General features: G+C 41.8%; 15 protein-coding genes. 1 reads left to right on the top strand and 14 read right to left on the bottom strand.

Features of this window, described 5'->3' with window-relative positions; all coding sequences use genetic code 11:
• Nucleotides 1-41: 41 nt before the first annotated feature.
• From EHS13_RS04895 to EHS13_RS04860, 8 genes are all read right to left on the bottom strand, one after another.
• A complete protein-coding gene (locus EHS13_RS04895; protein ID WP_155699290.1) occupies nucleotides 42-467 on the bottom strand; it encodes a cupin domain-containing protein in 426 nt (141 codons plus the stop codon).
• Between the two features lie 38 nt (nucleotides 468-505).
• Nucleotides 506-1,462 carry a C-terminal binding protein gene (locus EHS13_RS04890; protein WP_155699289.1) on the bottom strand — a complete coding sequence of 319 codons (957 nt, stop codon included), beginning with the start codon at nucleotides 1,460-1,462 and terminating at the stop codon, nucleotides 506-508.
• Nucleotides 1,463-1,490: 28 nt separating this feature from the next.
• Nucleotides 1,491-2,285 carry an SDR family NAD(P)-dependent oxidoreductase gene (locus tag EHS13_RS04885; protein WP_155699288.1) on the bottom strand — a complete coding sequence of 265 codons (795 nt, stop codon included), beginning with the start codon at nucleotides 2,283-2,285 and terminating at the stop codon, nucleotides 1,491-1,493.
• 84 nt (nucleotides 2,286-2,369) lie between these two features.
• Complete coding sequence (locus EHS13_RS04880) at nucleotides 2,370-4,379, bottom strand: alpha-galactosidase (RefSeq protein WP_155699287.1); 2,010 nt, start codon at nucleotides 4,377-4,379, stop codon at nucleotides 2,370-2,372.
• A gap of 31 nt (nucleotides 4,380-4,410) precedes the next feature.
• A complete protein-coding gene (locus tag EHS13_RS04875) occupies nucleotides 4,411-6,354 on the bottom strand; it encodes an alpha-galactosidase (protein ID WP_155699286.1) in 1,944 nt (647 codons plus the stop codon).
• Nucleotides 6,351-7,244, bottom strand: a complete 894-nt coding sequence (locus EHS13_RS04870) for a carbohydrate ABC transporter permease (RefSeq protein WP_155699285.1) — start codon at nucleotides 7,242-7,244, stop codon at nucleotides 6,351-6,353. Before EHS13_RS04870 ends, EHS13_RS04875 begins: the two co-directional genes overlap by 4 nt.
• A gap of 13 nt (nucleotides 7,245-7,257) precedes the next feature.
• Nucleotides 7,258-8,160 (bottom strand): ABC transporter permease, encoded by a 903-nt coding sequence (locus tag EHS13_RS04865; RefSeq protein WP_155699284.1) that lies wholly within the window; start codon nucleotides 8,158-8,160, stop codon nucleotides 7,258-7,260.
• Nucleotides 8,161-8,254: 94 nt separating this feature from the next.
• Nucleotides 8,255-9,922 (bottom strand): extracellular solute-binding protein, encoded by a 1,668-nt coding sequence (locus EHS13_RS04860; RefSeq protein WP_155699283.1) that lies wholly within the window; start codon nucleotides 9,920-9,922, stop codon nucleotides 8,255-8,257.
• 522 nt (nucleotides 9,923-10,444) lie between these two features.
• Here EHS13_RS04860 and EHS13_RS04855 point away from each other — a divergent pair.
• Nucleotides 10,445-11,476 carry a LacI family DNA-binding transcriptional regulator gene (locus tag EHS13_RS04855; RefSeq protein ID WP_155699282.1) on the top strand — a complete coding sequence of 344 codons (1,032 nt, stop codon included), beginning with the start codon at nucleotides 10,445-10,447 and terminating at the stop codon, nucleotides 11,474-11,476.
• A gap of 114 nt (nucleotides 11,477-11,590) precedes the next feature.
• Here EHS13_RS04855 and EHS13_RS04850 read toward each other — a convergent pair whose 3' ends face one another.
• The 6 genes from EHS13_RS04850 to EHS13_RS04825 form a co-directional block, all read right to left on the bottom strand.
• Entirely contained in the window at nucleotides 11,591-14,293 is a 2,703-nt protein-coding gene (locus tag EHS13_RS04850) for a glycoside hydrolase family 38 N-terminal domain-containing protein (protein ID WP_155699281.1), read from the bottom strand.
• Nucleotides 14,290-14,955, bottom strand: coding sequence for a deoxyribose-phosphate aldolase (deoC, locus tag EHS13_RS04845; protein ID WP_155699280.1), 666 nt, complete (start codon nucleotides 14,953-14,955; stop codon nucleotides 14,290-14,292). The genes EHS13_RS04850 and deoC overlap by 4 nt, the downstream gene beginning before the upstream one ends.
• Before the next feature lie 260 nt (nucleotides 14,956-15,215).
• Nucleotides 15,216-18,266, bottom strand: a complete 3,051-nt coding sequence (locus tag EHS13_RS04840; protein WP_155699279.1) for a glycoside hydrolase family 2 protein — start codon at nucleotides 18,264-18,266, stop codon at nucleotides 15,216-15,218.
• Between the two features lie 94 nt (nucleotides 18,267-18,360).
• On the bottom strand, nucleotides 18,361-19,155 hold the full coding sequence (locus EHS13_RS04835) for an SDR family NAD(P)-dependent oxidoreductase (RefSeq protein ID WP_162462959.1): 795 nt from the start codon (nucleotides 19,153-19,155) through the stop codon (nucleotides 18,361-18,363).
• Between the two features lie 47 nt (nucleotides 19,156-19,202).
• Complete coding sequence (locus tag EHS13_RS04830; RefSeq protein ID WP_155699277.1) at nucleotides 19,203-20,051, bottom strand: carbohydrate ABC transporter permease; 849 nt, start codon at nucleotides 20,049-20,051, stop codon at nucleotides 19,203-19,205.
• A 9-nt stretch (nucleotides 20,052-20,060) separates the two neighbouring features.
• A complete protein-coding gene (locus EHS13_RS04825; RefSeq protein WP_155699276.1) occupies nucleotides 20,061-20,936 on the bottom strand; it encodes a carbohydrate ABC transporter permease in 876 nt (291 codons plus the stop codon).
• Nucleotides 20,937-21,029 lie beyond the last annotated feature (93 nt).

Raw genomic sequence — 21,029 nt, 5'->3', positions numbered from 1 at the left:
GGCTTGCGAAGCAAGCCAGCATCGTAAGCATAAACTTGGGCTTATTCTTCATCAATGGTTTTATAGGATTTTCCCCAAGCCTTAACGCGCATATCATAAACTGGATTTATTCCTTGCTCTGGGTGTCTAGACCATGCAGTAAAGATGACCAGCTCTTCCGTATCGCTTTTATTCTCAATTGCATGCATGGTTCCACCAGGTATGTGGACAACATCGCCAGCTGCCAAGTCAGTTTCAACCCCATCCAAACGAACCTTCGCTTCACCTTTCATGATTAAATAAACCTCATCATAATCAACATGGTGATAATGATCTGCATGCTTGCTGCCAGGTGAGATAAACCCCTGATTGATTTGAATCCCTTTTGTTTCTGAGTTCGTTTGATCAAGCAGCATCTTAGATGAATATGTCTTGTCTACGTATAATGTTTGTACTTCCGCTGATTTGATTACAGTTCCTTTTCCCATGAATAACACTCCTCTGATTTACTGAAATTTTGGATCCATTAAAATTTGTTTACTATAGAAGGAACAGGCTTACCATCTAGATAATCAATAACCCTAGTGACGAGAAGATCGCGCAGTTTTACTTCCGCTTGTATAGAGTACCAAGCAATATGATTGGTTACAATTGCCTTAGGATGATGCAGCAAGGGGGCGTCTGTGGCTGGAGGTTCAACCTCCATAACATCCAGAGCAGCAAAGGAAACGGTTCCATTATCCAAAGCAGCTAATAAATCCACCTCATCAATGATGGGTCCACGAGAAACATTAATAAGGGCAGGCTTGCGGTGCATTTTTCCAAAGCTTGCCGTATTGAATAGATGCCGAGTTTGCTCAGTCAACGGACAATGGATCGTAATGATATCCGAGATCTCCAATAGCTCATCGAAACTGACTAGCATCACACCATCCGGCAAATTCTCTTGCTTAATATAGGGATCAAAAACAACAATTTTCGTACCAAATGGCACCATAGTTTGAATAACCTTCATACCGATACGACCTGTGCCTACAACACCAAGCGTGATATCTTTAATGGGATAAATCGGCTTCAAATCCTTTACTTTTCCCCAAACGCCTTGCTTAGTTAAGCTAGCAGATGTAAACAGCTTTCTATTAACTGCAAAAATAAAGCTGACGGCATGCTCTGCCACCTCATCTACGCAATAATCCGGTACATTGATCACAGCCACTTTTTTTTCAGTCGCAGCCTTTAAATCAATATTGTCTACACCGACTCCATATCTTCCAACTACCTTCAGCTTTTCAAAATGCGACAAGAGCTCAGGTGTTACCTTCTCTAGATTGACGATTAACCCATCGATATCAGCTAGCTTATCTACCAAATCAAGCGGATCCTTGCATGAATAATAAGTAGCTTCAATATCAGTCGTGTTAAACAACGTCAGCTCTCTCTGATCTTCAAAAATATCGGCTCCAAGTATAGCAACCTTCCTCATCAAATAACCTCCTAGCTAAGTAATTTAATTATTCTAGATTATGGTGAAAAGAAGGAATAACCTCAGGTCCGTTATAGGCTGCATAACCGCCGTCCACATACAAGACTGTCCCTGTAATAAAAGCCGCTTTATCCGAAGATAAGAATAAGGCAGCATCCGCAATATTATCCGGAGTTCCTAAATGAGCCTGCGGTGTTCTGCGAACCATATCATCCTCAGACAATATACCTTGTTCAAAAGCTCCTTTTAGGCTCTCTGTGAGAATATAGCCGGGTGCAATGGTGTTCACTCTTATTCCATCAAGCGCCCATTCGCAAGCAATTGTTTTCGTAAAGCTATCAACCGCTGCTTTAGAGGTAGCATAAGGCAATCTGCGCGAAACACCACCTAGACCAAGTATCGAGGAAATATTTACAACAACTCCGGATTGCTTCTTCAGCATGATTTTTCCAGCTTCTTTGGCACATAGGAACATCGATTTAATATTAGTATCAAATACAAAATCCCATTCCTCTTCCGTAAAGTGCACGATTGGCTTACGTATAGTCGTTCCGACATTATTAACCAAAATATCCAGAGTTCCATAATTTTCTTTAATAAACGAGAACAGCTGCTGGACATCATTGCTTACAGAGACATCCGCTCTAAAAGCGCTTGCTTTACCGCCTAGCTGCTCAATTTCTTGCTTCGTCTTAATTGCATCGTGCTCGTCTATATCTGCTATGATGACGGATGCTCCTTCTCTGGCAAAAGCCATAGCAATCGAACGTCCGATTCCATTTCCCGAGCCTGTAACTAATGCAACCTTGTTTTGGAATTCCAAATTTACTCATCCTCTCTTTATATTGATTTTAGTATACAATATGTTAATTTTGTCGTCAATGTTTTTTGACTGCTTACTTTTATATTACAATCGCTTGTAAGTGACTATTCTAGCCTCTGGTTTTTTTAGAATTTCTAGGAAATATCCCTCTTCCATTAATTCTCTTCCTGAGATACTGAGCGACACACTATCACCCATATCCATAACCAAATATATTGCAAAAGGATCCAGACCTTTAAGCTGCATTTTTCGAGAAGCTTCTTTATTATCCATACGTCTGAATACCTGAAGGAAACCATCACCGTTTTCTGGTCGATTAAATTGCCAACCAATCCATTGATCAAGCTGGAGGCTGTAAGGCGTCAGCGGATAGAAATCTCCAAGCATCATTGGTGCAAGAGTCACGCATTCCTCATATGCGCGTTTTACTGCAGCTCTGGTTTCGGGATTTTGCTCCCAATCCTTGGGTAGCATTACGCAGAATGCAGGCATGTAAAAGCTGCGTGCATGATAGCTGTCTGCTGAAACGACTGCGGAACCATAATAAGGAAACCAAGATGAAATTCCATAAGTATGTGATTGATTTGCTTCAAACACGATCCGCTGCTTATGCTGAGGGAAAAGCTCATCTGGAAATTGATAATCACTCCTTAAAAGCGGCACCGCTCGCCGCATAGATTCTAGGTCATTTCGTCTTCCGCCAGAAGCGCATGAATCAATGCGCAGCCCTGGATTTCTATTCCTAAGTGCATCCCAGAAAGCCAAATGCCCTTGTACATATAGATTTTCAGTAATTCCTTGTCTATTAAACGGATCGTTTTTTCGCCAAGCAGGCAAAGGACCCGGACCATTCATATCTTCCCGATACCAGTCGATTCCTTCTGTTTTTATGAGGTTGTCGACATGATCGATCAGCCAGCTAAGAGCTTCTGGGTCGCCTAAATGGAGGATAGGTCCACAGGCTTCCGTTCCATCCAGCATCCATTCGGGATGATTAACAGCTAACGTTGAGTTGGTATCCCCTATCCGTTCAGGCTCAAACCACAGCAGAAATTTCTTCCCCTGTTCATGTACCCAATCACTGAATGCCTTAAAGCCATTTGGGAATCTTCTACGATCAATTTCCCAGGTACCTGTATTAATCCAAGAATCTCCACCTTCAAAAGGCCCTTGATCCGATGGGTACCAATTTGCATCTCTCCAGAAAACATCTGGCTGAATCCCTGCCTCCTGATAAGCTTTGGCTTGCTCCCACATGACCTCCTCCCCATCGGTAAATGATCTGGCAAGCTGAATATGTGTCAACGGAGCTGGATGTGCATTTTCTGTTATAGGCATGTTGTATAACCAGAACCAACGTCGCCATAGATTCTGAGCGCTGACTATATCAGTCCCTTTCCAGAATAAGAGTACAGTCAGCGGAGTGCGAATCTCCTCTCCCGACTTTAAATATAGATTCGTCAGTTCTTGACCAGCCTTGACATTCATTCCTTCCTTCTTATCCCATTGAAAAGAACTCGCCCATTGTCCCGGCCAGCCAAGTGCCATTATGACTCCGCCGTCAGAGCTTTGAAGATTGTAATAAGGCCAACCCTCGTTCCCGCCGGTAGATTTGCCATTTCGTGGTGCGAATTTTTTTTCTTCCCCATCAGCGAATGTTAGCTTATAGGGCTCATAGCTCTCCGCAGTACACGTATCTCCCTTATTGCCATGAAGTAAAAAATCTTCATCCATGCCCAGTTGAAAAAAAGTATCTAGACATTGAATATTCTTAAGGATAGCTGTATTCTTCAAACCGCTATTTTTAAAATATAACGTCCACTCTATTACAGGGAAATGGGTGTATTCAACACTTACACATCGAATCTGAAGACCTGAAGCAGCATCCTCCCATACTACAGTCTGCTCCATACGATTCTCGTCGATCTTGCTTATTATCGTTTTAGCAGGCAAATCAGCAAGGAAGTCACTGGAAGAGATACCTCCGTATTTGAAAGAAAAAGGCAGCCCATTTACCGGTTTTCCCGGCATATACGCTTCCATCCATCTTCTCTTCTCCTGCATATCTTTAACTGAATCCAGTTGGTTAATCATTAAAATTCCTCCACTATGATTTATCTTTAGCTTATTCTCTGCGATAACGGACAAGGATAGAATCAGGTAGCATCTGCGACTCAAGAATTAAACCCGTTTTAAGTAAATCTTTACCGCTATGTCTGGTTTCAGGTGAGTCTTTTGAAATAAACAGATAATAATGAGCATTTGGATCCAATCCTTTTAAAGTCACATGCAGCGTTTCATCTTCGCAATCTGAACGACGAAAAGCCATAACAATGCCGTCATCTGTATCAGGAGAATCAAATTGCCAAGCCATCCATAATGATTCTTTCAGAGAATATGGGGTTAATGGATAGAAATCCTTATCATAAAACCTCGCAATTTCCTGTCGTTCCTCCACGTTTTGTCGAATCGCATTGTAATCAAGCTCCATTTCATGCATGTCGTAGCACAGAATGTTATGCGGAGCCACTCCACTTCGGAATCTATAAGCATCACTATGCTTAATTCCCGACCCATGGAAAGTTAACCAATAAGATAAAGCATAGGTCTGACATTGCTGGCCAATCGGTTCGAAATGATAATCACTGCGAGTAAGTGAAACAGCTCTGCGCATTGATTCCAGATCTAGACGCCGACCGCCTGATGCGCAAGTATCAATCAGGATGCCGCCCGTTCTTTCTCGTAATTCATCAAAGAACACTAACAAGCCTTGGACATAACGATTCTCCGTGATTCCTTGTCGATCTTCCGAATCGTTCTTCTGCCAGTAGCGCAGCGGATCGACATTGAAGTCCTGACGGTAAATATCGATCCCTTCGTCTTGAATAAATTGAACCACCCAGTCTGTCCACCAGCTGCGGGCTTCAACATTCCCTAGATCAAACAGCCGCCAATCCTGGCGAATATTATCATTGCCTGTTTCCGTTGGCGGTGTTAGCAACCACTCCGGATGCTCCCGAGCCAAGTGGCTTTCTGCAGTAACTCGCTCCGGCTCAAACCAAACGATGCTATCCACTCCCTTGGAATGTCCATGCTCCGTTATAGCACGCAGACTGTTGGGAAATCGTTCCTTGTCTACCTCCCAGGTACCCGTGTTGACCCACGTTCCATTCTGGATATACCATCCCGCATCCATCCACCAATTATCTAGTAAAATACCCTCTTCAAGATACCGGTCAATAAACAGCTTCTGGTTTTCCTCATTAGCCTTTTCCATCTCACTGAATTGATGCGAGCTGCAGGCCGCCAGAAACGGCTTTATTTCCTTTCCTTGAGGGTGGGGCACATTGTACTGCTTCATCCATCTGCGAAATACATTCTGTGCGCGATCAGGCTCACCTTGCCAGAATTGCATTGCAATTAGCGGTGTGCGAACTTTTTCTCCAGGATGCAGCTTGAAATTGGTCCTCTCTTGTCCAGCACGGATTTGCAGACCTTCAGCATTCCGTTCAAATTGCGAGGACCATTGGCCCGGCCAGCCGATGGCAAAGTTAATCCCTCTGCCGTCTAATTCAATATGAAAGTAAGGGAGACTTTTATTAGAAGGGCGACCACCAGAGGTAGCTATGACTTTGTTTTCCCCAGGCACTAATTTCTCCCGATAAATTTCAAAATCGTTAATCGCATGCTGACTGCCGCGCTGATGCTGGAGAATGATTCTACATTCTGGCTCTTCTGCCAAATTTAAATCCATTGCCATAACATTGCGAATAACCGGACTGTCTTGCTTCCCATAATTCTGGATATATACGGTCCATTCAACAAAGGGGTAATCCAAATATTCAATTGCTGAACATACGATCGAAATCTCGGCCAAAAGCTTATATTCTACAATGTGTTGCACCCGTTTCCCACTGAGTGGAGTTGATGTTAACTTTCGTTCCGCTTTAGCAAACCAGAAATCAGAATGCTTTCCGTCCAGCACAAAAGAAAATGGAACATTTATACCTGATTGCAGGTTTTTATGTATCCATTCTTTACAGTTATTTATTTCACTCTCCAAAATCATCCTTTAATCGCTCCAATCATCACACCTTGTACAAAATAGCGTTGTGCGAACGGATATAACATCAAAACCGGTAGATTAGCAATGATAATGAGCGCATACTTGATACTCTGTGCTAATAGAGCTTGCTTCAATGCAAAATTCTGTCCCGGTTGAATCATGCTGGCTGTCTGGTTTTGTACAAGAATTTCTCTTAGGAATAATTGCAGTGTGAATTTGGCACGATCTGATAAATAAATCAAAGCATTGAAATAAGAGTTCCAATATTCAACAGCATAAAACAATATCATCACAGCAATAATAGGTGCGGAAAGCGGCAATACGATCCGGAAAAGCGTTGTAAGCTTTCTTGCACCGTCGATAGTTGCTGCTTCATGCAGCTCTTCAGGTATGGAAGATTGGAAGTAGGTTCGCATTAAATAGACATTAAACATGGAAACTGCATTTGGTAAAATCATCACCCAAAAGTGATTTAGCAAACCGAGCTTGCCGATCACGATATAAGTCGGAATCAAACCACCGCTAAAAAACATCGTGAATGTAAATAAAATCGTTAACGGCGTTCTCCCGTAAAAATCTTTTCTCGAAAGTGGATAAGCTGCCGCAATAGTCATGCATAAATTCACAGCTGTTCCAACTACCGTATAAATAATCGTATTTTTATACCCTATCAGAATGTCTTTATTGGCAAATACGGTTTTATAAGCCTCCAGACTAAAGCCTTTTGGCCAAAGCCATACCTCACCGTTCGTCACCTTAAGCGGATCGCTGATCGAAGCACTGACTACAAACAGCAGCGGATACAGGAAGATGAGCGTTATTACGATAAGCAGCCCAATATTGATAATGTCGAAAAGCTTGTCACTATCCAATTTGAATGTTCTTGTTTGCATAAATTTCCTTCCTTTACCAAAGGCTATTTGAGCTGTACCGTCGAGCCACTGCGTTGACAACAACCAAAATCGTACAGTTAATAACCGAGTTGAATAAACCAATTGCAGCAGCAAAGCTATACTGTGAATTCAATAAGCCAGTTCGGTAAATGTAAGTCGCGATAACATCCGATGAATCCAAATTTTGCGGATTTTGCAGCAGAAATACTTTCTCAAATCCCACATTCATCACGTTTCCCGCAGCTAATATCAATAATACGATAGCGGTAGGAATAAGAGTTGGGATAGAAATGTGCCGAATTCGCTGCCATTTGTTGGCTCCATCAACTATTGAAGCCTCAATAAGATGCGGGTCAACTCCAGCCAGAACAGCCATGTAAATAACAGTCCCCCAGCCAAGTCCTTGCCACAGGCCTGAAAAAACAAAAATCGATTTGAACCATGCCGTATCGGCCATGAATAATTTGGCTTCACCGCCAAAAAACTCAATAACTCTATTGATTACTCCCGCTTCTGGAGATAAGAACAAGATAACAATTCCGACCAATACAACCTGTGAAATAAAATAAGGAGCATAAGAAATATTCTGCACAGCTTTTTTAAATAGCTTGTTTTTCACTTCATTCATCATTAGTGCCAGAATAATCGGGAGCGGAAATGTGACTGCCAACGAATAGAGACTGATGCCTATTGTATTGCGGATAACCCGATCAAAAAAGATGGATTCAAAAAATCGTGTGAAATGCTTGAACTCAACCCATGGGCTGCCAGCAATGCCCTTTGTAGCTGAAAAATCCTTGAATGCAATCTGGACGCCATAGATCGGCCAATAATGAAAAATAATAAAATAAGCGACGACTGGGGCAATTAACAAGTAAAGCTCCCAATTTGCTTTTATCTTCTTTAGTCTGGTCATTCCTTTGCCACACCCTATCGAATCGTTGTCCATTCAATTCCGTCAAGGAACTCCCGAGAGAGTTCCTTGGCGGTCTTATAATCATTAATTAAAATTATTGTGCGTTATATCTTTTAAGTGCATCGTTCTGAATTTTCATAAAATCAGCCAAACCAAGATCTGCCACCTTTTTAACATAAGCATCCCAATTGTCAAATGATTCTTTGCCTGTAATAAACTTGGTTTCCATTTCCTTGATGTAAGCCGTTTGGCCTGGATTACTTCCTGAGCCTAAAACATCTGTTCTAAAAGCGTTCATCTGATTCGTTTCTTCTGTTGTAAATGCAAACGGATTAACGTCATTTTTAGGGAAATAAGCTTTAAAGGATTCAATTCCATCAAGGGATTGTTGTAAGTTCGTTACACCTTCAGGCTGTTTAAGCGGATGTATCATAAATTCATCAATCGTAACATTCATTGGAATCCCGCCGCCATAATTCGGAGAAATCTTACCACCTTCTTCAGGTCCCAGTAAAGATTCATATGTGCCGTCTGCATTGATTTTGTAGGTCTCATCTTTAATCCCAAATTGTTGTTCGATTAACCCTTGTTCAGAGAACCAGTAATCAAACCAACGCATCGTAGCTTCCGGGAATTTGTTGGCCTTGGTAATGACGGAGTTTCCTTTACGGATCCCCGGGTTATACGAGTGCCATGCTTGATCACCATGTGGACCTTTTATACCAGGCACTGTTACAAAATCAGGAGCAGCTTCCTTGGAAAAGGCTACGTCAGATTGCATATAAGAGAATACTTCATTACTGCCAATTTTCGCAATCCAATCTGCAGCTGTGTGAGTGAATGACTCAGGGTCGATAAGCTTGTTAGTCCAAAGCTTATTGAAGAATTGAAGCTCATCTTTGTAAAGCGGATCTGTTTTGAAGAAGCGCATGTTTCCATCGGGGCCAAGATCAACGCCATCATTGAAGAATACGCCGCCTTTATTCCCAACTCCGAATAGACCGCTAAATGCCAGAAGATATCTTCCCATATCGCTGCTGAAATCGGATAACGGAACCGCTCCGTCTTTCCCGCTAGGATTTTTCTCTTTGTACGCGGCTAAAGCGTTGTAATACTCATCTGTAGTTGTAGGTACCGGAAGACCTAGTTGATCGAGAATTTTTTTATTAATCCACAACACGTGCGCTTTACCGATTTCAGGCTGGTAGATTAAAGGAAGCGAATAAATCTTGCCGTCTGCTGCTGTAATCGCTTTCCTAATGGTCGGATCTGCATCCAGTATCTTCTTAAAGTTTGGTGCAGAGCTTTCAATTAATGGTGTCAAATCAATGATCGATCCATCCTGAGCAAATTTACTGACGTCTGCATCCGTCAATGAAGCCCGGGCAACCAGGTCAGGCAGATCATTAGAAGCAAACTTTAAATTTAATTTCTCTTTAAAAACGTCATCTCCAATGTTTTCCCATTCGATATTAATATTTGACCTTTTTGCAAAATCCTTCATAATAATCATTTCATTCCAATCGGATTGTACCGCATGCTTTGCTGCAAACCCTTTCAAAGTAATCGGCTCAGTTACAATTGGCAGGCCTTCATTAGTTGCACCCGGAGCAGCTGTTGCTGCGGCGGTTTCTGCTGGAGCATTTGTTGAAGCATCTGCGGAAGGTGATACAGCATCGTTTGAGCTTTTAGTACACGCGCTTAGTACAACCAGAGAAATAATTAAAAAACAACTCAACACAAAACTTAAACGCTTTTTCATTAGGTAAACCCTCCTATAATTATTGGTCTAATAAATCCTCCCCAATGTGAGAAGGCTATAATAATGTAAACTGGATCCTAGTTTACAGTACTATGCAGCATTAGTGTTATTCATTGTATACGTTTTCAAAACAACTACAAAAGGGTATTTACTCATTTTCTTAATAACCTTGCCACTTGCGTAACCGATTACTCAATTGAAGTATACAATACCAAAATATTGTCGTCAATATAAATCTAAGCCAATAAAACCGCTTTCATTTATTTTAATTTATGTATAAATTTATGTTATTAATTACTATCCATTAGAAATATTTAAATAAAACGTAAAATCCAATAAAAAATGTATTCGGTTACGCATTTAGATAAAACTCTTAAACCCATTTCCTCTTTATTAGGTATACAATAATATTATATTGTCATCAATATTCAAATAATGCTTTATAAAATTAGGTTTACATTGTAAAATTAGATTAATTATTATTTTGCATATAATGAATTCGATTACGCAAAAGGGTGGCTTATGAAAAAAATAACAATTTACGATATTTCCAAAAAGCTAGGTGTCTCTACCGCGACAATCAATAGAGCTTTAAGCGGCAAACCACGAGTTAGCGAGGAAACCAAAAAGCTTATTATTGAAACGGCAGAACAAATGGGCTTTAAACCGAACAAAGCAGCAACCAGTCTTGCTAGAAAGACGATCAGAATTGGTTTTATCATAAATAGACATGTGCTTGATTTTAATATTGAAGTCATGAACGGAGCAAAAAGAGCTTACGAGGAATTAGCTGACTTTAATGTTCGGGGAGATTTTCAAATCATGGATCATTCGGATTCAAAAACAGATGTCTTTAGGAAAATGAGAGAAATGGCCGATTTGGGGTATGATGGCATTATTCTAGCACCAACCAATGATCTGCGAGGTTATTCTGAGGTGATCCAAGAACTATATGATAAAAATGTCTTTGTGGCTACTGTCATCTCAGATATACCGAATAGTAAACGTATTTTCTCCGTAAGAAGCAACAGTAGAATGTCTGGTAAAATCGCTGGGAAGCTTTTATGGATGCTTGCTAAGGATAAGCCTGTAGCTATTTTTACTGGAACACGAGATTCCGAAATTCATAAGGAAAGTATTGATGGATTCATGGAACAAATCAAAGCGAGTAATATGGATGTTATTGCCATTTACGATAACTATGATGATTTGGATATCGCATATCGAGCAACAGAAAAGCTTCTTAGAGAATTCCCGGATGTTGGCGGCATCTATATTGGAACCTCAAATTCAACCAGTGTTTGCAAAAAAATTGTAGATGCTGGTCTTACCGATCAGATAAAGATTGTTGCATCCGATCTGTTTCCTGAGTTGAATGACTATCTTCGACAAGGTGTTATCCAAGCAACCATTTTCCAGCAGCCCTTTCAACAAGGAAGGCTTGCATTTAAAAAAATGTATGAGTATATAGGCGAAGCCAAACGCTTTGAGGATATTTTTCTCTTAAAGCCTCAAATTGTTCTGGATAGCAATCTTGAATTATTTATAGATTAAGTAAATCAGTTTGGAGTATGAGAATACACCTCTTAATCGGTGGATCGAACCTCCAAATAGATGAAGATGAGCCTTCCCTAGGGAAGGCTCATCTGGCTGTCCGCTGAAATACTCCTACTTCATCAGCTTAATACTATAGGTTTGAATTTTCCAAGGCCCCAATTCAATTTGCAGACTATTCTCCTCAAAGGCGATTGGATGCCCCTTCTCTTCGTTAAAGTTTACCTCGAAAGCATCGACGATTGGCCTTATACAGGTTAATGGAGTTACAGCGGTGTATGCGGACATATTATATAATCGTACAACCATTGTATTCGGCTCCCCGTTCTCTGGGCGTTTTAAGATACTCAGGCAAATATTAGACATACCAAGCTGCAGAATGCTGGTTGATTCCTCCAGCTGATAGTCTGTTGAAACAGGCATGGAAAACGACATCATGCCCGCTTGCAGACGGTCCTGCAGCCTAATTAAATCAGCATATGAAGTATCCGGCTGGAGAATGGAAATGGCATATTTAAACTGCAAATCTCCGAGAATTTGCCCGCCAAGCTCCCCATTGGTCATAATGGTTGTTTGAAAGCCGCGGAACAAGGTAATGTTTATTGTGCCTCGATCATCATTCAGCGCTGCGCATTCATGCAAGCCATAGGCAGAAACGAAGGCAATACCGCTTCCATCGCCTCTTCGTTTGCCGACAATACCGCCCATCTGTTTCTCGGGTACCTCACACTCTTTCCAATGCTCGGTGCTTTCATCTATCCCCGTTTTCCTCTCAACAAAGCAAAAAGGCTGATTGACAAAATAGATTGTTGAGTCAACACCAGTTGGCAATTTCATCCGGACACGATGGTCTTTGGCACGATTGGCAATCGTTGTTTCCACATCAATAAAAGCCGCGCCTATGGAGAGACCTATAACTGAAATAATGGTTAAGGTTTCTTCTTGCTCGGAGCGTCGCATGCCATAATTATCACGTTCTATTCCTGCTGGAACCTTCAAGGAGTGTGTTACACGAAACACGGCTCGAAGCGGTCCGTTTTCCACGCGCTCGATCCTGCAGGCGGCACCAATGCTGGTTATCAGCTGATCCTCAATCGGATTGACATGGAACCAGCCATCTCCAATTTCTCCATCGTCCAAATAGCTGATCAACCCGTCATAAAGCTTGCCCTGGAGCTTGTCATATATTTTAATGGATCCATCCCGATTGATTGTTAATTGAATCAGCTCATTTTCCGCTTCATTCTCGCATTGTGATATTCGACTAAGATAGCGCGAAGCTTCAGCAAACGGCTTGATGCTATACTCCGTTTTACCCATAGCGGGCATATCCACTTTCAGACTTAAACGGTAACGATCAACTGTATCCACCTGGGAATGGTGCCGACGTACTTTTAGATTTCTGACAATCGAGGATACACTGTAGACATGCTCAGCTCCATCACGGTCAAATATCTTAAAGCTGTTAATGGTCTCATAACCAAAAGGCTCTTGATAACGACTGGAATAAGCCAATGGAAAATCGACATCAAGTGTAATGACTTCACTCCGTGCAAATGGCAGCGGATTATAGATAGCAAGCACCCTGTTTTCTGTTACCGAAGAAACAGTAGAAACCGCCGCATATTGCTGCCTTTCATGGTGCATATAATAATCAGCAATCTCCCTGCCAATTTGTTCGGTTTGAGCAAAACGATATTCCATATCCTTATGGACCTGATCGATGGAACATCCGCAAATAGAATCATGGGGGTGATTCTGAATTAAGTATTTATAAGCCAAATCCACATACGCCTTCTGCGCTGTAAACCCTGTAAATTGCCCCCACGCGAGCATGGGCTCGATCCACTTTTCCAGTAAGCTTTGGCATTGGTCGTTCCACTTTTTGAGCGGATAACGGCTGGAGAGCGTATGCGTAATCAGATGAACGAATTCTGCTTTAGCCTTTGCCGTTTCGTTAATTTCACCTTGCTTGACTGGCATTTGGTTCCGATAAGGCAATAATTCCTTGCCCATTTCCATAATATTCACATGCTTTACATCATCATCAGGAAATGCTTTACGAAGCCATTGGAGCCATTCGGAGGTTTCCTTCCTTAATGGTGCATGATCACCTGCATCTATGAGCAAGATTACAGGAATATCGGAGCGTTCAGCTTCCTTATCCAAATAGTCTGATACAAGCTGGCGTTTCTGTTTCGCAACTTCCGCTTTGCTCCCCAATAACTTGGATACTGGGTTTACAATATGATTAGAAAACGCTCCATAACCACTCTGATCCTCGAGCTTATAAGTGATGCATTCGCTGCCATCCGGCGATTGCCAACGAAAATGAGCTTTAAACGAATGCTCATTGGTCCCTCTGCCCAGCAGGGCATATTCGATCGAAAATTGATTGAAGATTTGCGGCATTTGGGCAATATGTCCAAAAATATCACAAATATAGCCATATTTAAGCGCAGTGACTCCCCACTGCTTGGAGATTTCATGTCCCATCATTAAATTCCGAATCAAGCTCTCACCGGACAAGAGAAATTCATCAGGCATGACATACCAAGGCCCAATCAGCACACGCTCATCCGTTATTAATTTTTGCAGTCGCTGTCTTTTATCCGGTTCGACTTCTATGAAATCCTCCAATACAATCGTCTGACCGTCCAAATGGAAGCTCTGATAAGCTGGATCAGCTTCTAGATCTTCGATCAAATTATTCATGACATCAACCAGCATGTACCGGAACCCTTGGAAAGGAAGGTACCATTCACGATCCCAATGTGTACCTGAATATAAATAAATGCTTCTTTTCTTGTTGTTCATTTTTTAATACCGTTAACTATTTGGATACCTGATCCCGTTCCAATTCGCGAAGCGCCTGCTTTCACCATTTGCAGCACAAGCTCCTCCGTCCTGACACCCGTAGATGCCTTAACCCCTATTGCAGGTCCAACTGTTTCTTTCATTAAAGCCACATCTTCACTTGTTGTGCCACCAGTACTAAACCCAGATGAGGTTTTCACAAAATCCACTCCAACCCTTTTTCCTAGCTCACACACCCTTACCTTCTCTTCATCGCTTAGGAGGCAGGTCTCAATGATTACTTTGACAAGCGCTTGACCTGCAGCAGCATCGACTACAGCTCTGATATCTTGCTCTACCAATTCAAAATCCCCATCTTTAACCGCTCCTATATTGATTACCATATCCACTTCCTGAGCGCCGTTCGCAATAGCATCCTTAGTTTCAAAAGCTTTGACGTTGGAGGTGCTTGCACCTAGCGGAAATCCGATTACCGTACATACTTTGACAGGAGTACCTTTTAATAAATCTGCGGCAAATTTAACGTGGGTAGGATTAAAGCAAACTGCAGCAAACCCATATTCAACAGCTTCCTTACAAAATTGTTCGATTGTACTTCTAGGAGTATAAGCATACAAAACGGTATGATCAATATACTTGCCCAATCCATTGTTACTACTCATTTCAACACCTCATAGTTTTATTTTATTGTTTCCAAATTCCCAGCATATAAGATGGCTCCGACGAGAACAGCTTGGTCTCCGAAGGCACACTTAACAATTTGATAGCGATCTTTTGCAGCAATGAAGAACCGTTCCTCCACACAACGCCGAATGGGATTTAGCAGCTTATCCCCTAGATCGTGCCGCCAATCTCAACTCCCACGTAAAGCTTGCTGTTTTGCTCAAATTGCAGCATTTTGTTTGCCATATGTTGGCTCTCCTTATAAATGCTTTTTTGCAGTAAAACTCTCTAGGAGCAGCTCGTCCTTGGAATCCCCCGAATTTGCTGATGTTGCTTTCCCGTTGTGCAAGACTCTATGGATTAGCATCGATGTTTCTTCTGAATCTTCCGATATAGTTTTCTTGAGATCCCTACTCGCATACTGGATAATATTAAGCAACAGCCGATCCGCTGCTGGATGGCTATTTACTTGCTCCAATATATGAAAAGTATTAATAAAAAACTGTCCTTCTCCAAATGAGTACCCGCCAAAAAGCAAGCCTGATGCGTAACCGCCCGTACATAAATAACCCAAGGCAAATGCAGCTGCTGCCGTATCAGACGGTGCTTCCTCGACCTCGAACATATGATGTGGGATGATGCGTCCATAGTAATCCCAGTCCATTACACCTTGAGCCTGCAGACCAGCGAATATTTCATGATTTTTGGCTACACAATCCTTATGGTAAACGCTATCGTAGAAGTTATTTAATTTCCCTTTGCGCTCAAGCGGCAGCCATCCAAGCGTGTCCTCTTCTCGTTGGAATACAGAAGGTTCTAAGAATATCGCTGTTCCACCTCGTGCTATTCTACCCAGCAGCTTTTCCCATTGATCGAAGCTTACATTCGGTTTCCCAATTAGAATAACCTCTCTGCATTCCAATGCAGGCAACTCAAAATCGCGACATTGAAGCCCTGTTGAACGGAGCCAATTCGTGATAGCAGTATCTATTCCCCAAAGCGTAACAGAATCACCTTTTGATACGAGAGTCTCAGGATTTGTAATATAGAATTTTAAACGGCCACCTGCCGGTTTTCCCCCTTGTTGCATTACGGCTGACATTTCATATTCCCCAGTTGCGCAGCCCTCTAACATAATTTCCTCATCCAAAACGTATGAAGCAAGAGAGCATTCCTCGCCATAATCAGGTTCAGGAATATGAAGCCAAGTCTTCTTCTCCCATACAGTACCTTGAGGTCCGCGGATTTTGAAATCGACAGGGTACCCGCCTGCCTTCAGGATATCCTCATTAGCTAAAACCGCTTCAACTCTTAGCTTGCTACTTGAGTACCCATGCATTTGACTGCTAAAAAGACACCAGCGCAGCGGTGCAAACCCGTTGCTTATTGCATCAAGAGTATCCGGCTTCCAAACACGCCAATAATCCCACAAACCTTCACCTGATATGGCATGATCCAGCAGGCCGGTTAAGTTATATCCACAGATTTTCGGGTTCGATCGGATTTGATCAAGTCCCTTTAAACGCAATCGAGCTTGAAATCGCTGGCTGTCGACGATCATATCCTCCGGGAACGCATAGATATCATTCATCTGATATTTATCCATATCCTTGAGATAGCTCTCGGCAATGGCTCGGAACAAGACTACCTCGGCAAGATCATTCCTCACACCCAGCTGTTCATACATGCGGACTGAACCAATCGCATCAGCTTGACTAGCCACCCCATACTCAGATAAAAAAACAGGCTTGGTATTTTTGCCAACTGTACGAATAAATTGGTCATCTTCACTTGATTGCGGTTGTACAGGATAAGCATGAATATCGCCTGCATGCTCAACATATGCCGGTACTTCCTGTCCCCATTCCTTAGCTGCCCTAGGCATGCCTGGGGCTTCTCCACCCCACTCATACTCCCAATCATAACTTCGCGGATTGCTTACCGAGCCTATAGATAGCTGGCCGTCGAACCTGCCACTGTTAAGCAGTACCAGCCGTGAATCGTCCAGCTTGCGCAATTCCTTCAAATAATTTTTTGCATAATAAAAAACAGGGCCATCGTAAGTCTCATTCAATAGCCCCCAAATGACAACACTAGGGTGATTGCGGTCACGTTTGATCATTTCATTATAAGAGTGACGATAACGTCGTTGAAGCTCCGGCGAATCATCAAGATGCTCGCTTATATCCCCTTTGTAGGAATCTGCATAATGCCAGCTTGCATTGGTTTCCTCATAAACCAGCAGCCCCATTTCGTCACAGAAATCAAGCTGCACAGGATGAGCCGCACCAGATATAAAGCGAATCATATTGAACCCGCAAGCTTTCGCATAAACTAGATCCTTCCGCAGAAGCCCCTGATCCTGAGGCACAACCCAGCTAATCGGATAATGATTCCCCGTATGTGCAGCACGAAGAAATATCCTTTTGTTATTCAGACGAAAGTAACCATTCTTAACGCAAAAATCTCTAAATCCGCAACGAGTATGAAAGCTGCTTTTTACAATATTATCTTTTATGGTTGTTTTTAGATAAACTTCAATGTTATATAGATGTGGGTCATCCAGACTCCATAAACGTGGCTGGCTGATGGGAATAACCAGCTCGTGCAAATGCTCCAGCGGTTTAATGGCCAGATCTATTGCTTGGCTTACGACTGGAATAGCTGAATCTGCTGAGCGGACATAGACCGTTAAACGACCCTTCAGCTCAGATGAATAATAATTATTCACGGATATTGCCAGCTTTATTTGATCTGCAGCTGTTAACGGATTGGCAAATACATCCGAAATCCAAGCAACTGATGTTTTTATTAGCTCAACAGGATAATAAATGCCAGCATAATTATGTACTAAACCAGGTAGAAGTTCATTGCTTTTATGTCTATGCGGGGTTTGCTTGAGGCTAATTCCATCTATCGATTCTGTAGTTGGATTTAACAGTCTTACAGCCATTAAATTAGCTTCATTTAAGCGAATGGAGTTGGTTACATCCAGTTGGAATGGCGTTTCTCCGCCTTCATGCCCGCCTAGTAATTGACCATTCAACCAAACCTGTACCATGTAGTCGGCTGCTCCAAATTTAACAAATAATCGTTCACCATTTTCAACAATCATATCTGAGTGAAAGCAATGCCAATACCACACTATGCCATGATAACCTGGGTAAACCTCGTGAATAAGACCAGGCACCGGTGCAGCAAGTGCCTTGCCGTCCCTGTCACCTTCACACCAGCGCTCCTCAAGTCCTCGATTATCAGGATCTGTTAGAAGCATCCATGGACCGTTCAATATTCTTATCATTTCGCTCATAGGTTTACCGCTCCTATTATAAAAAAGTGTATAGAAATAGAAAGACACCCTTTTTAATGGGCATCTTCAAAGTAAAATTAATATTATTAAAAGCTTATTCCATATTATGATGAAAGGAAGGAACCACTTCTGGACCATGATAAGCTGCATATCCGCCATCCACATAAAGCACGGCTCCGGTAATAAAGGATGCCTTACTTGATGATAAGAAAAGCACGGCATCTGCAATGTTATCAGGTGTACCTAATTGAGCTTGAGGTGTTCTGCGAATCATATCCTCTTCATTTAGAATGCCCTGATCAAATGCCATTCGCAATCCCTCAGTCAGAATGTAGCCTGGTGCAATTGTATTGACACGCACACCATCAAGCGCCCACTCGCAGGCTATTGTTTTTGTGAAGCTATCAACGGCTGCTTTCGAGGTTGCATAGGGCAATCTTCGTGATATACCGCCTAGACCATGAATAGAGGAGATATTCACTACAACTCCTGATTGTCGTTTTAACATGATTTTACCTGCTTCTTTCGCACAGAGAAACATCGATTTAATATTCGTATCAAATACGAAATCCCATTCTTCCTCTGTAAAATGAACAATAGGTTTACGAACGTTGGTTCCAACATTATTAACCAAAATATCTAAAGTGCCAAATTTCTCGATAATATATGAAAATAGCTGCTCTACCTCTATCTTTTTAGAAACGTCTGCTTGAAACGATACAGCAATGCCACCTAATTGCTCAATATCCTGTTTGGTTTGAGTCGCAGCCGCCCCATCAATATCCGCCACAATTACAGACGCCCCATCGCGGGCAAAAGCCATAGCAATGGAACGTCCAATCCCATTTCCCGAGCCTGTAACAAGCACTACTTTATTGTTGAATTCCAAGTTGCTCAATCCCTTCCGCGAAATCTATGATAACTATTTTTATGAATCTATCCTTTTAGTCCGGAAGTTACCATTCCATCCATAATCCGTCTCTGCATAATCAAGAAGAATACAACCTGAGGCAGCAAGATAATGACAACACCACGCAGCATAGCTCCGTAATCGGACGAGAATTCGTCCTTAAAGAAGGCCATCGCCAAGGGAAGTGTATAATGAGCTTTATCATGAAGCTGAATAGAAGCAATTGGAAACTCATTCCATACCCCCAGAAAACTAAAAATAAACATTGTGACAAGCACTGGAGAAAGGAGAGGAATTTCAACACTAAAGATCAAACGCATTAAGCCGCTGCCATCTATAATACCTGCCTCTTCCATTTCTAGTGGAATACCTCGCATACCGCCTACCAGCATCAGCGTCATAAACGGAATTCCTCCCGCTATATAAGGAAGCATAAGTCCCCATATACTGTCTACGCCAAGGATACCTCCTGTTACCTTGCCTAATGATAGGGCTAGGAAATAATAGGGCATCAACAAAGTGAGTACAGGTATTGCACTTGCCGATAAGAATAAGTAGTAGATCAAATCCGTTACCCTATGGGATTTATGATATAAACGAGCTATGGCAAATGAACTAAAAAACAATAGTCCAATCTCAATGACAGAGGTTACGATTGCCAGTATCAGACTGTTCATGAAAAGAGTGGCGATATGTGCCTTTTTAAACGTATCCAGGTATAAGGAGAAGTCAAACTTTTCTGGCCAACCCAATGGACTATTAAAGATCTCATTATTATTTTTAAATGAGAAAACAACGCCCCAGAGAAAAGGCAGGATCATGATCAAGGATACAATAATGCCGATTATAATAAGGGGTATATGATTTTTTTTCATAATATTCACCTAGTCCCCCACACGTTTTCTTGAAAATGCTAATATTAAGACTGAAAAAAGCATAACGAATATAAAAAGAATAGTCGATAACACGGCACCTTTGCCAAAATCAAACTGACCGAAATTAATCTTGTATAAATAAGAGGTCAGCAGCTCAGATTGGTTATTGGGTCCGCCATTGGTTAAAATGAGTACCGTTTGAAACGAGTTAAACGCGCCGATTATTACCATAACCGCACAAATCTTGATTGTTTCCTTCAATAGAGGAATCGTGATATAAATCGTTTTCTGGAATCGGGTAGCTCCATCAATAATCGCTGCTTCAAACGCATCCTTTGGCAGCATTTTCATCCCCGTAAAAAATAGCAAACCGTAAAATCCAATCGACTTCCATGTATCTACAACGACAACAGAGTAAGGGGTCAGATGCACACCACCGATCCAATCTAGAGCCCAGCTATGCAATCCGATTTTATTCAAACCTGCATTGATAACCCCAATTCCTGGATCAAGCAGAAACATCCAAATGATGGCAATCATTACACCCGAAAGCAGATAAGGAATAAAAGTAGCTAACTTAACAAATGTGTTGCCTTTAAAGCGAGCATTAAGCAGAAAGCCCAATAACATCCCTAGCGGCAGCATAAGCAGCAGCTCTCCGACTACGACGATGACCGTATTCTGCAGCAATTTGCGAAAGATTTCATCATGGAGCACATTGCTCCAGTTAGTTAAACCAATAAATCCATTGTCTTCATAAAAAGTTTTGCTTTTAAAGCTGGTTATAAACGTATCTACAAGTGGATAGAGCGTATAGAAAAAAAATATAATAAACACAGGGAGAATAAATACCCCTTTTATCCATTTCTTACTGAATAAATACAAGTTGATCCCCCCGTTCCGCAAATAGTATGCCCTGCACCAGCGACAATATATAGATATTGTGCCAGACAGGGCGCTACTACCATGTAGTTTCAG

The organism is Paenibacillus psychroresistens, from assembly GCF_009728935.1.
Classification (GTDB): domain Bacteria; phylum Bacillota; class Bacilli; order Paenibacillales; family NBRC-103111; genus Paenibacillus_AC; species Paenibacillus_AC psychroresistens.
The sequence above is the reverse complement of the archived record's forward strand: the minus strand, read 5'-3'. Positions and strand labels throughout refer to the sequence as shown.

What these genes read in the sequence shown, in the direction of transcription:
- EHS13_RS04895 (WP_155699290.1), bottom strand. Translation starts at nt 467, where the DNA reads ATGGGAAAAGGAACTGTAATCAAATCAGCGGAAGTACAAACATTATAC.
- EHS13_RS04890 (WP_155699289.1), bottom strand. Translation starts at nt 1,462, where the DNA reads ATGAGGAAGGTTGCTATACTTGGAGCCGATATTTTTGAAGATCAGAGA.
- EHS13_RS04880 (WP_155699287.1), bottom strand. Translation starts at nt 4,379, where the DNA reads ATGATTAACCAACTGGATTCAGTTAAAGATATGCAGGAGAAGAGAAGA.
- EHS13_RS04875 (WP_155699286.1), bottom strand. Translation starts at nt 6,354, where the DNA reads ATGATTTTGGAGAGTGAAATAAATAACTGTAAAGAATGGATACATAAA.
- EHS13_RS04870 (WP_155699285.1), bottom strand. Translation starts at nt 7,244, where the DNA reads ATGCAAACAAGAACATTCAAATTGGATAGTGACAAGCTTTTCGACATT.
- EHS13_RS04865 (WP_155699284.1), bottom strand. Translation starts at nt 8,160, where the DNA reads ATGACCAGACTAAAGAAGATAAAAGCAAATTGGGAGCTTTACTTGTTA.
- EHS13_RS04860 (WP_155699283.1), bottom strand. Translation starts at nt 9,922, where the DNA reads ATGAAAAAGCGTTTAAGTTTTGTGTTGAGTTGTTTTTTAATTATTTCT.
- EHS13_RS04855 (WP_155699282.1), top strand. Translation starts at nt 10,445, where the DNA reads ATGAAAAAAATAACAATTTACGATATTTCCAAAAAGCTAGGTGTCTCT.
- EHS13_RS04850 (WP_155699281.1), bottom strand. Translation starts at nt 14,293, where the DNA reads ATGAACAACAAGAAAAGAAGCATTTATTTATATTCAGGTACACATTGG.
- deoC (WP_155699280.1), bottom strand. Translation starts at nt 14,955, where the DNA reads ATGAGTAGTAACAATGGATTGGGCAAGTATATTGATCATACCGTTTTG.
- EHS13_RS04840 (WP_155699279.1), bottom strand. Translation starts at nt 18,266, where the DNA reads ATGAGCGAAATGATAAGAATATTGAACGGTCCATGGATGCTTCTAACA.
- EHS13_RS04830 (WP_155699277.1), bottom strand. Translation starts at nt 20,051, where the DNA reads ATGAAAAAAAATCATATACCCCTTATTATAATCGGCATTATTGTATCC.